19 protein-coding genes are annotated in these 12,591 nt (G+C 35.6%); 18 read left to right on the plus strand and 1 reads right to left on the minus strand.

The features are described from left to right. Positions 1-320: 320 nt before the first annotated feature. Positions 321-1,037, plus strand: coding sequence for a hypothetical protein (locus tag IGK01_RS14190; RefSeq protein ID WP_438840878.1), 717 nt, complete (start codon positions 321-323; stop codon positions 1,035-1,037). 253 nt (positions 1,038-1,290) lie between these two features. On the opposite strand, the gene IGK01_RS14195 is transcribed toward IGK01_RS14190, so the two are convergent. Beyond that, entirely contained in the window at positions 1,291-1,434 is a 144-nt protein-coding gene (locus IGK01_RS14195) for a competence inhibitor ComI (protein WP_066026087.1), read from the minus strand. A 221-nt stretch (positions 1,435-1,655) separates the two neighbouring features. Between IGK01_RS14195 and IGK01_RS14200 the strand changes: the two genes are divergently transcribed. The 17 genes from IGK01_RS14200 to IGK01_RS14280 all read left to right on the plus strand — a co-directional run bounded on the left by IGK01_RS14200 (position 1,656) and on the right by IGK01_RS14280 (position 12,551). Further along, positions 1,656-2,123 carry a hypothetical protein gene (locus tag IGK01_RS14200; protein ID WP_438840879.1) on the plus strand — a complete coding sequence of 156 codons (468 nt, stop codon included), beginning with the start codon at positions 1,656-1,658 and terminating at the stop codon, positions 2,121-2,123. 550 nt (positions 2,124-2,673) lie between these two features. Next, the gene (locus IGK01_RS14205) at positions 2,674-3,198 is read left to right on the plus strand and encodes a hypothetical protein (protein WP_438840880.1); all 525 of its coding nucleotides are present in this window, start codon (positions 2,674-2,676) and stop codon (positions 3,196-3,198) included. Positions 3,199-3,260: 62 nt separating this feature from the next. Beyond that, positions 3,261-3,602 (plus strand): hypothetical protein, encoded by a 342-nt coding sequence (locus tag IGK01_RS14210; protein ID WP_438840881.1) that lies wholly within the window; start codon positions 3,261-3,263, stop codon positions 3,600-3,602. 102 nt (positions 3,603-3,704) lie between these two features. After that, positions 3,705-4,133 (plus strand): single-stranded DNA-binding protein, encoded by a 429-nt coding sequence (ssb, locus tag IGK01_RS14215; RefSeq protein WP_438840882.1) that lies wholly within the window; start codon positions 3,705-3,707, stop codon positions 4,131-4,133. A gap of 68 nt (positions 4,134-4,201) precedes the next feature. Further along, positions 4,202-4,960, plus strand: coding sequence for an N-6 DNA methylase (locus tag IGK01_RS14220; RefSeq protein ID WP_438840883.1), 759 nt, complete (start codon positions 4,202-4,204; stop codon positions 4,958-4,960). A 78-nt stretch (positions 4,961-5,038) separates the two neighbouring features. Then, positions 5,039-5,749 carry a DNA/RNA non-specific endonuclease gene (locus IGK01_RS14225; RefSeq protein WP_271523577.1) on the plus strand — a complete coding sequence of 237 codons (711 nt, stop codon included), beginning with the start codon at positions 5,039-5,041 and terminating at the stop codon, positions 5,747-5,749. Positions 5,750-6,177: 428 nt separating this feature from the next. Beyond that, complete coding sequence (locus IGK01_RS14230) at positions 6,178-6,627, plus strand: JAB domain-containing protein (RefSeq protein WP_010736452.1); 450 nt, start codon at positions 6,178-6,180, stop codon at positions 6,625-6,627. A gap of 39 nt (positions 6,628-6,666) precedes the next feature. Beyond that, entirely contained in the window at positions 6,667-7,080 is a 414-nt protein-coding gene (locus IGK01_RS14235) for a Cas9 inhibitor AcrIIA9 family protein (protein WP_438840884.1), read from the plus strand. After that, complete coding sequence (locus IGK01_RS14240) at positions 7,077-8,405, plus strand: PcfJ domain-containing protein (RefSeq protein WP_347082652.1); 1,329 nt, start codon at positions 7,077-7,079, stop codon at positions 8,403-8,405. Before IGK01_RS14235 ends, IGK01_RS14240 begins: the two co-directional genes overlap by 4 nt. Before the next feature lie 167 nt (positions 8,406-8,572). Further along, positions 8,573-8,737, plus strand: coding sequence for a hypothetical protein (locus IGK01_RS14245; protein WP_271525124.1), 165 nt, complete (start codon positions 8,573-8,575; stop codon positions 8,735-8,737). Then, positions 8,730-8,987, plus strand: a complete 258-nt coding sequence (locus IGK01_RS14250; RefSeq protein ID WP_347082650.1) for a hypothetical protein — start codon at positions 8,730-8,732, stop codon at positions 8,985-8,987. Before IGK01_RS14245 ends, IGK01_RS14250 begins: the two co-directional genes overlap by 8 nt. 95 nt (positions 8,988-9,082) lie before the next feature. After that, on the plus strand, positions 9,083-9,436 hold the full coding sequence (locus IGK01_RS14255) for a hypothetical protein (RefSeq protein ID WP_438749059.1): 354 nt from the start codon (positions 9,083-9,085) through the stop codon (positions 9,434-9,436). A gap of 139 nt (positions 9,437-9,575) precedes the next feature. Further along, on the plus strand, positions 9,576-9,872 hold the full coding sequence (locus IGK01_RS14260; protein WP_438749057.1) for a hypothetical protein: 297 nt from the start codon (positions 9,576-9,578) through the stop codon (positions 9,870-9,872). Between the two features lie 372 nt (positions 9,873-10,244). Further along, complete coding sequence (locus tag IGK01_RS14265) at positions 10,245-10,499, plus strand: type II toxin-antitoxin system RelB/DinJ family antitoxin (RefSeq protein ID WP_271525121.1); 255 nt, start codon at positions 10,245-10,247, stop codon at positions 10,497-10,499. Beyond that, entirely contained in the window at positions 10,489-10,764 is a 276-nt protein-coding gene (locus tag IGK01_RS14270) for a type II toxin-antitoxin system RelE/ParE family toxin (RefSeq protein ID WP_347082646.1), read from the plus strand. Before IGK01_RS14265 ends, IGK01_RS14270 begins: the two co-directional genes overlap by 11 nt. A gap of 570 nt (positions 10,765-11,334) precedes the next feature. Then, positions 11,335-11,697 (plus strand): LPXTG cell wall anchor domain-containing protein, encoded by a 363-nt coding sequence (locus IGK01_RS14275; protein ID WP_438749053.1) that lies wholly within the window; start codon positions 11,335-11,337, stop codon positions 11,695-11,697. 11 nt (positions 11,698-11,708) lie between these two features. Continuing rightward, positions 11,709-12,551 (plus strand): WxL domain-containing protein, encoded by an 843-nt coding sequence (locus IGK01_RS14280; RefSeq protein ID WP_438749051.1) that lies wholly within the window; start codon positions 11,709-11,711, stop codon positions 12,549-12,551. Positions 12,552-12,591: the final 40 nt, after the last annotated feature.

Raw genomic sequence — 12,591 nt, forward strand, 5'->3', positions numbered from 1 at the left:
GTGGTGTTGTGGTGATGGTAGTGATGAAAAGGATCAACCCCCTCCCCCCATTCATGGGGGTCTCAAACTATCACCCTCCGCCCTCTTTCAATCTTTGAAAGAGGGGACTTACAACTACCCCTTGCGCCTGCGCCCCTTCACCAAATCTTGAAGGGACTGTCACAGAACATAAGCCCAAAAGAGAGAGAGAACAATTGACGGAGTCTAATCTGAAGGAAAGGATGATAAGAATTCGAGAACTACTTTATAGTAAACATGTCGAGGTTAAAAAAGAGAATGCCGAGTGGCTAATATTGAACGTATTACATGAACTAAGAATCATGACAGCTAAACAAATAGTCAGGATGATGAATCAAGAATTTCCATATAGCTTGGCTTCACTATATAGAAGATTAGCTACACTGAAAAAATTAGACATGATTGATTATATAACTATTCAAGAAGACCAAAATATACGTTACTTTTTTCTGACAAAAAAAGGTCATAACTCGATAGGTGGAATTTATAGTTTCCCAAAAGTTCCTGAATACAATTTGAACCACCATATTGAAGTCACTAACTATCTCATTGAATCCATGGACTTGGCAAAGAAAAAGCCAACGTTTATACTGGCTCAATCGGAACGTAGACAGATGTACGAGAAAAAAGATATGTCTAAAGCAAAAAAAGGAACACTGTTTCATGTTTCAGATTATGTTTTACGATTTGAAAACCAGATGGCAGAAGTTAGTAACTGGCATTTTGAAATTGAGCTAACACTTAAATCACAGAATCGATATACGAAAGCAATTTTTCCAAAGTATCTTCGGTTGCTTACACAAAAAAGAAATGCGCAATTGATTTATGTCACACCAAGTAATATAATTTATAACTCCTTAGATATGTTTAAAGAATATTTTATGCTCAAGAAACAAGACGAAGAGCTGAAATCAATCGATGCTTCTGCTTTTGATCGTCTTCATATTGTATCGAGTAAAGAATTCAATGGAGTATTGAAAAAAATGTTAGAAGAAAATGATTTTATAAATGAGCGTTGAACTAATTTAAAGGATAAGTTTTTTTGTTGCCCCGACACTCCGACCGCCACCACCGTTTACGGGGCAACAAAAAAAGGAAAGCAAGCTTTCCGGTTTTGGCATTTATGTAGTTTTTTTAGCAGTATCGTGGTATAATCAATATGTAAAGAAGAGTTGCGCTAACAACTCTCCCTATGACAGCACCGTTTAAAGAACGGTGACCGCTAACTGTATATCTTAAAAAGAAATAGCTAGTCCTCGGCTAAAGTGACGGCTATTTCTTTTTGTCGTTGTTTACTATCGCTAGAATACCAAAAATGATTGTTGCGATTAAAGAACCGAAACTAATCATTAATGCTAGCGCTGTTTCAACAGGCAAAAGGCGTCTCCTTTCATAAGATTTCGGAAGTACGATCATACGCACCACCTCACTTTCGATTGGATAGCCACCGTCATTAAACTTTACTGTCACCTACTATTATACCATAAAAACCAGTATGAATCCTTAACTCTAAGGCATTCATACTGGTTTTTTGTTTGTTAGTTAGACGTATTTCTTCCTTCGCTCCAACCGCCACCACCGCTACGGAAGAAGCCATATATCTACTACTTAAAAATCTAAAAGAAAGAGGAATGATGATGGATAAAGATTTTATTCAACAGGTTGAGAGATGTTTAAAACAATTAGGAGAAACAGAAGATCGAAGTGAAGAATTAGTGGGAGATGAAGCAATGAAACTATTTACACTCTATGAAAATAAATACGAGGATGTTAGTGATGACAGTGTAGATATTTGTTTATATAGGGATATGGAGATTGAAGTTTTCAATGAGGCACTACCATTTTCCCCTCAAACAGAAGAAGAAAGAAAGTATCTTTTAGCTTTGTTTGAAGATTCCAGTTTCACCGTTGATTCTCCTTCACAAAATGTTGTTTCAGTATCGAATAAAACAAGCGGATTTGAAGATTTATCAAAAATAATCAAAGAATATCAACGATTGAGAACCAAGTATCTAAACAAATATGGTGTCACAACTTACTATGAACAAGTTTTAGAGGATGGATCAATCACTTTGCTACACAAACGAGTCCCTATTAATGAGTAGTTAAGAATCAGATATTGTGATCATTCTAAGATATGAATTCTCTCCTGGAAAGGTCAAAAGAGTCAAATCAAAGTTCAAGTGATAAGAGAAGCGGAACCTCATTGCAAGCAATGATTTCCGCAAGAAGTAAGATTCCGCATGCGGAATCTTTTTTAGATTTTAAAAAATGTCAGGGCGATGGGCCTTTATTTCACCTTCTCGCTGTTGTTTTGTCTCATGTCGATCTGAAGCCGCTGCTATCGGATTGGCGAGAGTGCTTATACACCTTCCGCATTCAGAAAAAAAGGGGCGGAAAAACTTTTAAGAAGCTCACTTAAAACTTTTCCCTACAGCACTCCCCTTTTTTCTGCCTGCTACAGGTGTATGGAACAAGCACGCCAAACCGCTATCAGCTCAGCTCGAAATGATCCAAGATCAAACAAAGCTAAGAGGAAAAGAATAAATAAAGTACCATTGACATTCTTAAAAATCAAATTCTTTTCGCCTCCCACAAATCGCTTGCTGAAATGAACTTTGGGGAACAAAAAACGACAAATAAGGAGAGATTCGCATGGAAATAACTGCAAATAATATCAAAAGAAGTTTGAGAGAGCAAGGAATTAATACGAAAAACCTACGCATTCGGGTTGAAATGGTGGGCTACGGAAGTACTTCTATCAGAGTAAAATTGCATGATTTAACGCTAGAAACGGAAACGATTCGTTACGAGATCCAAAAACAGTGGGGGAGCATTCGATATGACGAAAAAGTACAAGGTGAGATTTTAGAGGGCTGTAATACGTACGTGTTTTGTGAGTACGAAGAGGAAGTCTTAGAACAAGCGATTGAAGAGAAATACGAGCAAGCAGAAACCATTTATCGGCACTTAGAACAGCTAGACACATATAACGGTGAACAAATATTTGAAACAGAGAGCGTGAGAGCCGTTGCCTTTTTCAAAGATAAATCAATTTCATTAATGATGAAAGACCGTTCAAGTTCGATTCGATACCGCAGACACCCTATAAATAGTGTTTATGATTTAGCACACGCGCTTGTTTTACTTGAAACAATTGGTCACTTCGGCAAACTCTAAACTAAAGAATCAGGAAAGGAGACATACGAAAGGGTTCTATAACCCTTTCGTATCATCAAAAGATGAAGATAAATGAAGGAAAGAAGTATAAATGCAAAAATTCTTTTGTCTTTCAAGAAGAAGAAATTAGGCAAGGGGATATTATTGGTATCAATGATATCGAGTCGCCAATATTAGTCGATTGCGAAGTGTATCGTGAAGATGGGCGGGGCATGAAACGATTCAGAACGATTGAAATCAACCTGGCACGCTTAGAACAATCGATCGATTTTGCGAGTGAAGCGACTTTTTACGGCGACTGTGAGGAATGCCACCGACTACTTGATTATTTACCAAGGGGGGCTTGGGGCGTAGGTTATGTTTGCGCTCCTTGTGCAAAAAGACTAAGAGGAGAGTATGAGTAACGTCGTTAATGAGATTAGTAGAACAATGATTCAATTCATTTTATTCTTTATCATACTTTTTATAAAATTTTAGCCAAAAAAAATAGAAAAGAGGAATTTATTATGATTAACAATGTAACTTTGGTAGGACGTTTAACAAAAGACCCTGATTTGCGCTATACGTCAAGTGGCAAGGCGGTAGCAAGTTTTACACTAGCAGTCAATCGAAGATTTACGAACCAGGCAGGACAGCGTGAGGCGGACTATATCCAATGTGTCATTTGGGGGAAATCAGCGGAAACCTTAGCAAATTATGCAAAAAAAGGTTCATTAATCGGGATTGTTGGACGTCTTCAATCAAGAAGTTATGAAAATAAAGAACAACAACGTGTTTATGTAACTGAGGTTGTCGTCGAAACTTTCCAATTACTTGAACCAAGAACAGTCAACGAACAACGCCAAAGTAGCCAAAATAATCAACAAAACGATAATAGTGATCCAAACTTTGAAGGTGCAGCAATTGATATTTCAGATGATGATTTACCATTCTAAGATTAATGATTTAACTAAAAAGGAAAGATCGGCAACCGCATATGCGGTTGCCGAATAAAGGAGAAAATATGAATTATAAAGATGAGATCTCAAAACGACTAAAAAATATATCTGGAAAGCAGAATATATCTACGATTTTCTTTGATTGGGTTCACTTAATGGCATACACCGTATCAAATAGTGTAGATAAAACACAATTTGATAGCCGAGAAGCTGAATGTGTCGAGATAATCGGAAAATACACGAAAACGGAGAGTGATGTTTTTGTAAAATGTTTCTGTTTATTAGTACAAGCTTTTGATCGAAAAGTGACGGATTGGCTCGGTGAAATTTATATGGATCTCGAAATTAGCAACAAAGATTCCGGACAATTTTTTACACCTTATGGGATTTCAAGGCTAATGTCCGAACTAACTTTAACGGAAAATGAACCGTTAATCGAAGAAAAGGGATGGCTTGGTTATTATGAGCCAGCATGTGGCGCAGGTAGCATGATAATCGCATTTACGCAGGCAATGGAACGTAAGGGGTATAACTATCAACAGCAATTACGTGTGTGGTGTGAAGATATCGATGAAAATTGTCTGTTAATGGCGTATGTACAGCTTTCATTGCTTGGCGTAAATGCCGTATGTGAGGTAAAAAATTCGTTATCAGGAGAAAAATTTTCAACTTGGTATACACCCTTTCATATGATCAATCCAAAATACCTATTTCCTGAAAAAAACAGTGATCAAGAGAAGAAAATAAAACCACTGCTTCAGATAGAAGGCAAACTAGAAGAATGGACACCACCAACTGACGCCGAACAACTTATTTTATTTTAATTAGTTTCATGGAAAGAAGAAGGACGCTAACGCTCCCTTCTTCTTTGCTAAAGCAAAATTAAAAAAAGGAGAAAAAAAGTGAAGAAATTAAAGATTCTTTTTACGACTTTAATTGGTTTGATTGGTTTATTTATAGGCGGTGGGATGATAAATGTCGATGTAGAAAACATGATCGAGTCTTTTATGATCCAAACCAATAGCCAACCGGTAAAAGAGCTTGGGGAAATTAAAATTGACGAGATAAAAAGCATTGTAAATTTGAACGGTAATTATGCGAGTTTCACACTAGAAGAATTGGAATCAACTGAACCCTGGCACACGTTTTCGGATCTAGATTCATTGAACAGAGTAGGAGTTGCGGATGCGTTGCTACATAAAAGTATGATGCCTTCAGAGCCAAGAGAAGATATCTCAATGATTTATCCGACTGGTTGGAATCAAAAGAAATTAGATGATGGTAATTGGCTTTATAATCGCTCGCACTTACTCGGATTTCAACTAACTGGCGAAAATGCAAACTGGAAAAACCTATTTACTGGCACACAAGAATTAAATCAGATTCACATGGTCAAGTATGAGAATGAAATTGCGCAATACTTAAAGAGTACAAATAATCATGTACGTTATAGAGTAACACCTATTTTTGCGGATACAGAGTTAGTCCCACGCGCTATCCAATTAGAAGCGAAGAGTATTGAAGACAAGCAGATAAATTTCAACGTTCTGATACCAAATATACAGACAGGAATAATCATTGATTACTCAACAGGAAAAGCGACAAAAGAATAAGTAAAAAACAAGAGATCAAGATCAAAACCAAAAGGCAAGTTCAAGGTCAAGGGCTTAAATTTCAAAGCGATTTTCAGCTCGTTCGTCCGATGTCTTGATTAAGCTCCATTTCTTCCCAAATCACTGTTACCCTCAGCGTCACTGCTTATACACCTTCCGCATTCAGAAAAAAAGGGGCGGGAAAAGTTTTGAGAAGATCACTCAAAACTTTTCCCTACAGCACTCCCTTTTTTTCTGCCTGCTACAGGTGTAGGGCATAAGCACGCCGAGGATAACAGTTGGAAGAAATGGAACGAAGTTTAATCAAAGAAAGGAGCGAAATTTAACGATCTGAAAATTGAAATTTTTTAAAACCTTTTCGCCTCAGAAAAACGTTAAAAAAAATGTATGTTGAAAACCCAAAACCTTAAAAGAAATGAGCTGAATTTATGGAAAAAGTCTATGAAATCGTCAAAATCAAGCAAGAATGTCGTGTTTATGAAGAGTTTCCACCGTTAAAGATTACCTCGTCTTATTCAATTGCAAAGTGGTTGCAAGATGAAATTGGCTATGACACACAAGAAAATTTAGTGCTGTTATGTTTAGATACCAAGAATAATATTAACAGTTACTCAATCGTCCATAAGGGAACGTTAAACTATACTACTTGTCACCCAAGAGATATCTTTCAACGTGCGTTACTATCAAATGCTTGTCGAATTTTAATCGCACATAACCACCCCTCGAACAAGCCGAATCCAAGCAAGGAAGATGATATTGTGACCGAAAATATTGAATCGTGCGGAAAAATGTTAAATATCGAGCTTTTAGACCATATTATTGTCGGACAAAATACTTACTACTCGTATCGAGAAAATAATCGGATAGGTGCTTTCTAGTTTATGGAAAGCACCACACAATAAGAAAGGAGAATTGAAATGAATGAATTAATAGAAAAGGCACATGCCAAGATGATGGAAGAAATGAGTGAGGAACGTCCAAGGTCGGAAGATATTATACACAATTGGTTGTGCCAACAGGTACAAGTAGATAATGAGCTTTTAGAGGGGATTCTAAAGAAAGGGAAAGGTATTAGAAAGGCAATGCAGTATTGTTACTCGCAGGCAATGAAGCAAGCAATTGGAGGGTGCGCACTAATTATCCATGATGATGTTTTTCAATGGGTGACAGATTACTTTAAGAGTGAAGAAGTTGAAATAAAGCAACCAAAGATGAGCGTAACGAATCCATCAGTAACAGTAAGTAAGCAATGCGAAAAAGAAAACCATGTTCCTAAAAAAGAAACAAAATCACCGGAAGGAGAGCAATTAAGTTTGCTAGATTTTCTATGAAAAATGCGAATGATTATGCTAAAAATTGTCTGAAACCGCCAAAAGCATTCTTTGATTGGTGCTATGAACAAATGCCAACGTACGTATGGAAAAATAAGGAAAAAGAAATTATTGCTTCGGAGAGAAACCATAATGACGTACGTGAGAAAAGGTTAACTAAAAAATCGAGACTAACTTTTTACGACAGAAAAGAAAATTTCATGACTGTTCTTTGTACGAAAAAGCGAATTGAAATACAGACTTACACAATCGTTTCAAAATTTGAAAATGGAAAACAAATTTTTTTAAGCTACTTGTTAAACCTAGAGCAGTTAGCAAATGATAATCATATAAAAATTGGACTTAGAAATATAGATCATTATGAATTTGGTCTAACGAATACTGGAACAATGTTCAGCTATAGTACACAGTATCTGCTTTTATATCAAAATAATTGGTTAAATCGTATAGGTGAAATTTCTGAATTAAGATATTTAGACTTAGAAGAAGAATATCCAGAAGAGTTACCTCATATTTATAAGTATCGACGATTAATCGAATTTGCACAGAAAATAGGGGCATGTGAATTAGCTTCGGAAATTATTGCGCAAAGATTAGATATGCGTAAAGTAACTGTTAACTGGTTAAAAAGGAATAAAGAATTTTTTAAAAAGAGCGATAGAAAATATAGTACGTGGGAATTAAAAAATGAGATAGAGAATAGAGGGAGTAAGTTAATCGACGGTGCTGAAAAATATTTGTCAAGTCGACTATTAGATGAGGTTCCTAATGGATTATCTTTAATTAGATTTCAAAACTATTTAATTAAGCATAAGGTGAATGCTAGATACTATGTAGATTACATTAACACCTTAAAAGATTTGAATATTTCATTAAGTGAAAGTCACATACTTCCCAAAGATATCTATAAAGCACATGACGAGGCAGTAGCTAGGTTGAATGCAATGAAAAGGGAAGTTGTCCGCAAGGAATTTGCTAAACGAGCGAAAGAGCTAAAAGAATTAGAAATGAGAGTTCAAGGTTATCAATTTCTATTGCCAAAAGATGCAAAGGAATTAATTGAAGAAGGAAAATCTTTAGAGATGTGTGTCGGTGGGAGTAGCTATATTAATAGCCATGCCAATGGTGAAACGACAATAGTATTTATTAGGAGGGCTACTGAGTTAGATAAACCTTATTACACCTTAGAGTACAGAGATGAAAAAATCATACAATTACATGGTTACAAAAATAAAAATGCAGATAAATTTCTACAAGAAGCCAGTAATGAATGGTTAAAGAGAGTTAACGAGTTAATCGGAGGGGAGATACGACATGTTTCGTAACGTCTTAGGAAACAAAAAAAGCCTATCTTAATCGGTAGTTAAGATAAGCACGCAATATAGCCTACAGCGAAGCATTGCTCCTTTAGTATAACAGTATCTAAAGGAGTAATGCAATAGGTATCATAAGACGGAATTAAGTGAAAAACGAAGCAATAGGAGGAGATTATATGTACAAAATCAAGTTAATTGGAGTACAGTATGTCGTGTTTAAAAATGGTGAGAAGATAAAAGAATTTCCGACTCTTAAAGAAGCGGAATCTTACGTAGATAAGTTGACTATCTACCCTGAAAAAAATAGACGCGATCCAAAGGAGTTGGTTATTTATGACTAAAACTCTCGATGGGAATCATGCAAAACAGCAAATCTATTTATCTTTAAGTGAATTAGTCGATTTATTAATAGATAAAAGAGTTTTAGATGAGAAAGTTGCTAGCACGTTGATGACTAATCATAGCTATCGATCAAATGCCCTGGAAGAGGAAGGACTACCTACCAGCTTATTATTTGATTTGATAAAACTAACTGGACGAAAACTAAGAGTATATCCGAGTACAGACAATACAATCTACTGGTTAGAGTAGGGAGAGAATCAAATAAATATGATTATCATAATTCTTTCAATATCCATCAATTTAATTTACTAACAGAGGAAATTAAATAGAAAGAGGGTTAAACCATGTTAAAAGTAGGAGATTTAGTCCTGTGGGGAATAAACGTCAATCCTGCGTGGCATATAGTTGTCGAAAGAACTCAATTTAAATCTGCAACACAATATAGTTTTGTAACGCTAACCACTGGTACTGTTACTACTGAGTGGGTTGATACACTAGAGGATTTGTACGAACGTTATAAAGGCTTCATTACCTCACATATAAGTCCTGATTTTTCACCAACAATTGAAGAGGTAAAAAATGAAAAAAGTAAAAGAATGAAAGTAGCGTTGGAAAAAGATATAAAAATGATGGATGAGTTGGGCTATCAACTTGATGAACAGAAACTGAAAGAAATAACCGAATGGTTAGAACATTAAAAAAATTATTCTAACGGAAGATATTACCAATAATAGAAGAAATATGTTAAGACAATTTGAGTTAAACCAATATATTCCGAAAAGCGAATATATACACTAACTAAAATTACAAATAAAAAAGTTAACAGGAGATGACACTATGAAATTAATCGATATTTACGATAATAATAGCTTAAAGTATATGGGGTCTTTTGAACACACCGATAAAAATATTATCAATTATGTAGCAGCAATCCCACAGTTCAATTTTATACGATTAGTTGAATTATCTAGTGATGAGATAGTTCTAACGACAATCGGCAATTTCCTTGACTATGTACCTGATCAAAATTGGTTAGAAAAAATTCGACCTAGCTTGATTGCTAAACAGATGAAAGAGGATGTTATAGATGAAGTGGTAATAATTGATCGATACAAAGATGATGAATATTTCTAAAAAAATGGGCTTACAAAGGAAAACGATAGGTAAGGTCACCATTTTAAAAAAAACAAATCATGATATGATTGTTTTGCATAAAAAGAACATTTGAACACTGAAGCCTTAGAGTAGTAGGATACTCTAGGGCTTTTCTTTTTGTCTAATCTCCCAGTGTTTGTTTTCCTTCTTGTTACGAGTATTTAACCAGCAATCGTATATGGCTACTAGTAAGCCGAAAAGAATGTGGAACATAAAACTAAATAATTAATAAGGAGGTAGGGCGGATAGAATGATTAAAGAAAAAAAGGAGTCAATTCTCATTTTGTAAAGCGTTCGCTTTATAACGCTACACAAAAATGCTATACTTATAATATGAAAGGTGTGAGAAAAATGGCTCAAATTAACTTTAGAATTGATGATGAATTAAAAGAAGAATCTAAAGAGATCTTTGACTCTCTTGGAATTGACTTGACAACAGGGATTAAAATATTTTTAACTAAAGTTGTTCGTGAAAAAGGAATTCCTTTTGAAATGACTGTACGAAAAGATAATCTTGCGCAAGCATTAGAAGAAATGAACAATGAAGATTATAAGTCATTTGATAGTGTAGCTGAATTAATGAAAGACTTAAACGATGAAGATTAAGCGAACTCCTACTTTTAAAAGAAATTACAAGACCCTAAAGAAAAAGCATTATGACATGCAAAAGCTAGAAATTGTCTTAGAATTACTTGTCCAACAACGAACAGACGTACTTTATCAAAAGTATAGAGACCATGCATTAAAAGGAAATAAACAAGGACTTAGAGAATTGCATATTGAAAAAGATTGGCTACTTGTATACGAAATAAAAAACGATGTTTTAGAATTATGGTTACTAGCTACTGGAAAGCATGACGATGTTCTTTGAAGTGTCATAAACGATCAACCGTATGATTAAAAAATTAAGCGATAAATAAAAAAGAGGAATCCTTTTATCCAAGGGTTTCTCTTTTCTCATAATCTGTCTCAATTAATTAGACCAGAAAGTTATTCTCTTTAAGGGACAACAGAGTATACTCTATTGGGTTCCTACCAACTATCTAAACGAGCTTAATTAAGTCAACTCTCCATGAACAATTAACTTAATCAAACTTTAGTTTTCCACCTTTTAGAAGGGTTGCTCTGAAAAATAGTGAATGCGTTATTTGACTGAATCTAGATTTCGTAACGATTTATGACCAAAAAATATTTTCTAAATTTCATGGATCAATCAAAAGTATCCAGAGAAAAAATTGCTGTACGCTCTTTTTAATGATTCTTTTTTAATATTCGTTTTTCTAAATTTGCATACCGAAGTGAAAATTTCGATTATTTATTTTGGTGAGAATCTTGTAATATAAGAGATGCAAATAAGGCTTCAAGTTGATCCTTATTTTGTTTAATGATTTGCATCAAAAACCAAGATTTTTGAGACATCTAAGAATATAGGGGGAGGGATATGAAACACCAAAAAAGATACATACTAAGTATGGGTATGTTACTGATTCATGTGTATGCACCGTTAGTTGTTCATGGAACAGAAATACGTTCGGTGGAAACAGAAGGTACGATTGGTTTTACTGGCATATATGAAACACCAGGAACACCAGAGCCAGCACCGGAAGGTGCGATCAAACCAGATTTACCAAAAGAAATTGCTCAACACCCCTCAGGGGTCAGTCACCCAACAGCCAGAAGATTACCGAAAACAAACGAGGAAAAGATGCGCATTTGGTCAATGTTTGGTCTCTTGCTTGTCATCATAGTACTTGGCTTTTGGTTTTGGCGGCACAAAAAGAAAAAAACAAATAAAAGAAAGTAGGATTTAAATACATGGAATTCGTTAGATTAGTAACCATTGCAGCATTAAGCTCAACCATTTTTGTTGGAGGAATCACAGCCTTCGCAGCTGAACCACCCGAGGAAACATCAAAAGAAGTACGTAATGTCACTACGGATGGAACGATTGAATTTACACCAAATGAAGAGGAAGACCTAGTCGTTATTCCACCAGAAGATGGGCCAGATGTAGACATTGAGCCTGAAGTGCCAGGAACGACCGGACCTTTATCGATCATGAAAGCTGTCACGATGAATTTCGGTCCACAAGTGATCTCGAATCAGGATCAAACCTACAATATGATTGCAGAAAAGCAACAAAAAGCGGGTACGACGGGTGAAGAAAATAAAGTCCCTTATGTCAGTTTTGCGCAAGTACAAGATGTCCGAGGAACGAATGCTGGTTGGGACCTGCAAGTACGTATGACCGACTTTAAAGCAACGAAAGAAACAGTCAATGATACCTTGCTTGGGGCAGAGATTTCATTGGTAAGCCCAAGAATTCAGTATGAAGGAAGCACGGCTGGAAATGCACCAGTAGCTCATACAAGTGGATTGAAATTGATCCCAAATGCTTCTGCTGTATCCGTGATGACCGCAGAAAAAGATAAAGGTGCTGGTGTTTCTTCCGTTGTTTGGGGCAATCAAGCAGACTTAAACGCACAAGAAGCGGACGATAAGGTTGACGTGGTGACAAATAATGCGATCCAATTATTTGTTCCTGGTAAGACAGCGAAAGATGCGGCACAATACAAATCCACACTAACTTGGGAATTATCCAATATACCTGATAATAATGAAGATATTGATAAATCAGGTGAAAATGGCGCCGTATAGTTTTGACGAAACCGAGGGTTTCAGCTGATAGAAGTGAACG

It is taken from the genome of Enterococcus sp. AZ080, from assembly GCF_051714945.1.
In the GTDB taxonomy this organism is placed as follows: Bacteria; Bacillota; Bacilli; order Lactobacillales; family Enterococcaceae; genus Enterococcus_B; species Enterococcus_B pernyi.

What these genes read in the sequence shown, in the direction of transcription:
- IGK01_RS14195 (WP_066026087.1), bottom strand. Translation starts at nt 1,434, where the DNA reads ATGATCGTACTTCCGAAATCTTATGAAAGGAGACGCCTTTTGCCTGTT.
- IGK01_RS14265 (WP_271525121.1), top strand. Translation starts at nt 10,245, where the DNA reads ATGGCTCAAATTAACTTTAGAATTGATGATGAATTAAAAGAAGAATCT.
- ssb (WP_438840882.1), top strand. Translation starts at nt 3,705, where the DNA reads ATGATTAACAATGTAACTTTGGTAGGACGTTTAACAAAAGACCCTGAT.
- IGK01_RS14210 (WP_438840881.1), top strand. Translation starts at nt 3,261, where the DNA reads ATGAAGATAAATGAAGGAAAGAAGTATAAATGCAAAAATTCTTTTGTC.
- IGK01_RS14250 (WP_347082650.1), top strand. Translation starts at nt 8,730, where the DNA reads ATGACTAAAACTCTCGATGGGAATCATGCAAAACAGCAAATCTATTTA.
- IGK01_RS14205 (WP_438840880.1), top strand. Translation starts at nt 2,674, where the DNA reads ATGGAAATAACTGCAAATAATATCAAAAGAAGTTTGAGAGAGCAAGGA.
- IGK01_RS14240 (WP_347082652.1), top strand. Translation starts at nt 7,077, where the DNA reads ATGAAAAATGCGAATGATTATGCTAAAAATTGTCTGAAACCGCCAAAA.
- IGK01_RS14220 (WP_438840883.1), top strand. Translation starts at nt 4,202, where the DNA reads ATGAATTATAAAGATGAGATCTCAAAACGACTAAAAAATATATCTGGA.
- IGK01_RS14245 (WP_271525124.1), top strand. Translation starts at nt 8,573, where the DNA reads ATGTACAAAATCAAGTTAATTGGAGTACAGTATGTCGTGTTTAAAAAT.
- IGK01_RS14270 (WP_347082646.1), top strand. Translation starts at nt 10,489, where the DNA reads ATGAAGATTAAGCGAACTCCTACTTTTAAAAGAAATTACAAGACCCTA.
- IGK01_RS14190 (WP_438840878.1), top strand. Translation starts at nt 321, where the DNA reads ATGACAGCTAAACAAATAGTCAGGATGATGAATCAAGAATTTCCATAT.
- IGK01_RS14230 (WP_010736452.1), top strand. Translation starts at nt 6,178, where the DNA reads ATGGAAAAAGTCTATGAAATCGTCAAAATCAAGCAAGAATGTCGTGTT.
- IGK01_RS14275 (WP_438749053.1), top strand. Translation starts at nt 11,335, where the DNA reads ATGAAACACCAAAAAAGATACATACTAAGTATGGGTATGTTACTGATT.
- IGK01_RS14200 (WP_438840879.1), top strand. Translation starts at nt 1,656, where the DNA reads ATGGATAAAGATTTTATTCAACAGGTTGAGAGATGTTTAAAACAATTA.
- IGK01_RS14260 (WP_438749057.1), top strand. Translation starts at nt 9,576, where the DNA reads ATGAAATTAATCGATATTTACGATAATAATAGCTTAAAGTATATGGGG.
- IGK01_RS14235 (WP_438840884.1), top strand. Translation starts at nt 6,667, where the DNA reads ATGAATGAATTAATAGAAAAGGCACATGCCAAGATGATGGAAGAAATG.
- IGK01_RS14280 (WP_438749051.1), top strand. Translation starts at nt 11,709, where the DNA reads ATGGAATTCGTTAGATTAGTAACCATTGCAGCATTAAGCTCAACCATT.
- IGK01_RS14255 (WP_438749059.1), top strand. Translation starts at nt 9,083, where the DNA reads ATGTTAAAAGTAGGAGATTTAGTCCTGTGGGGAATAAACGTCAATCCT.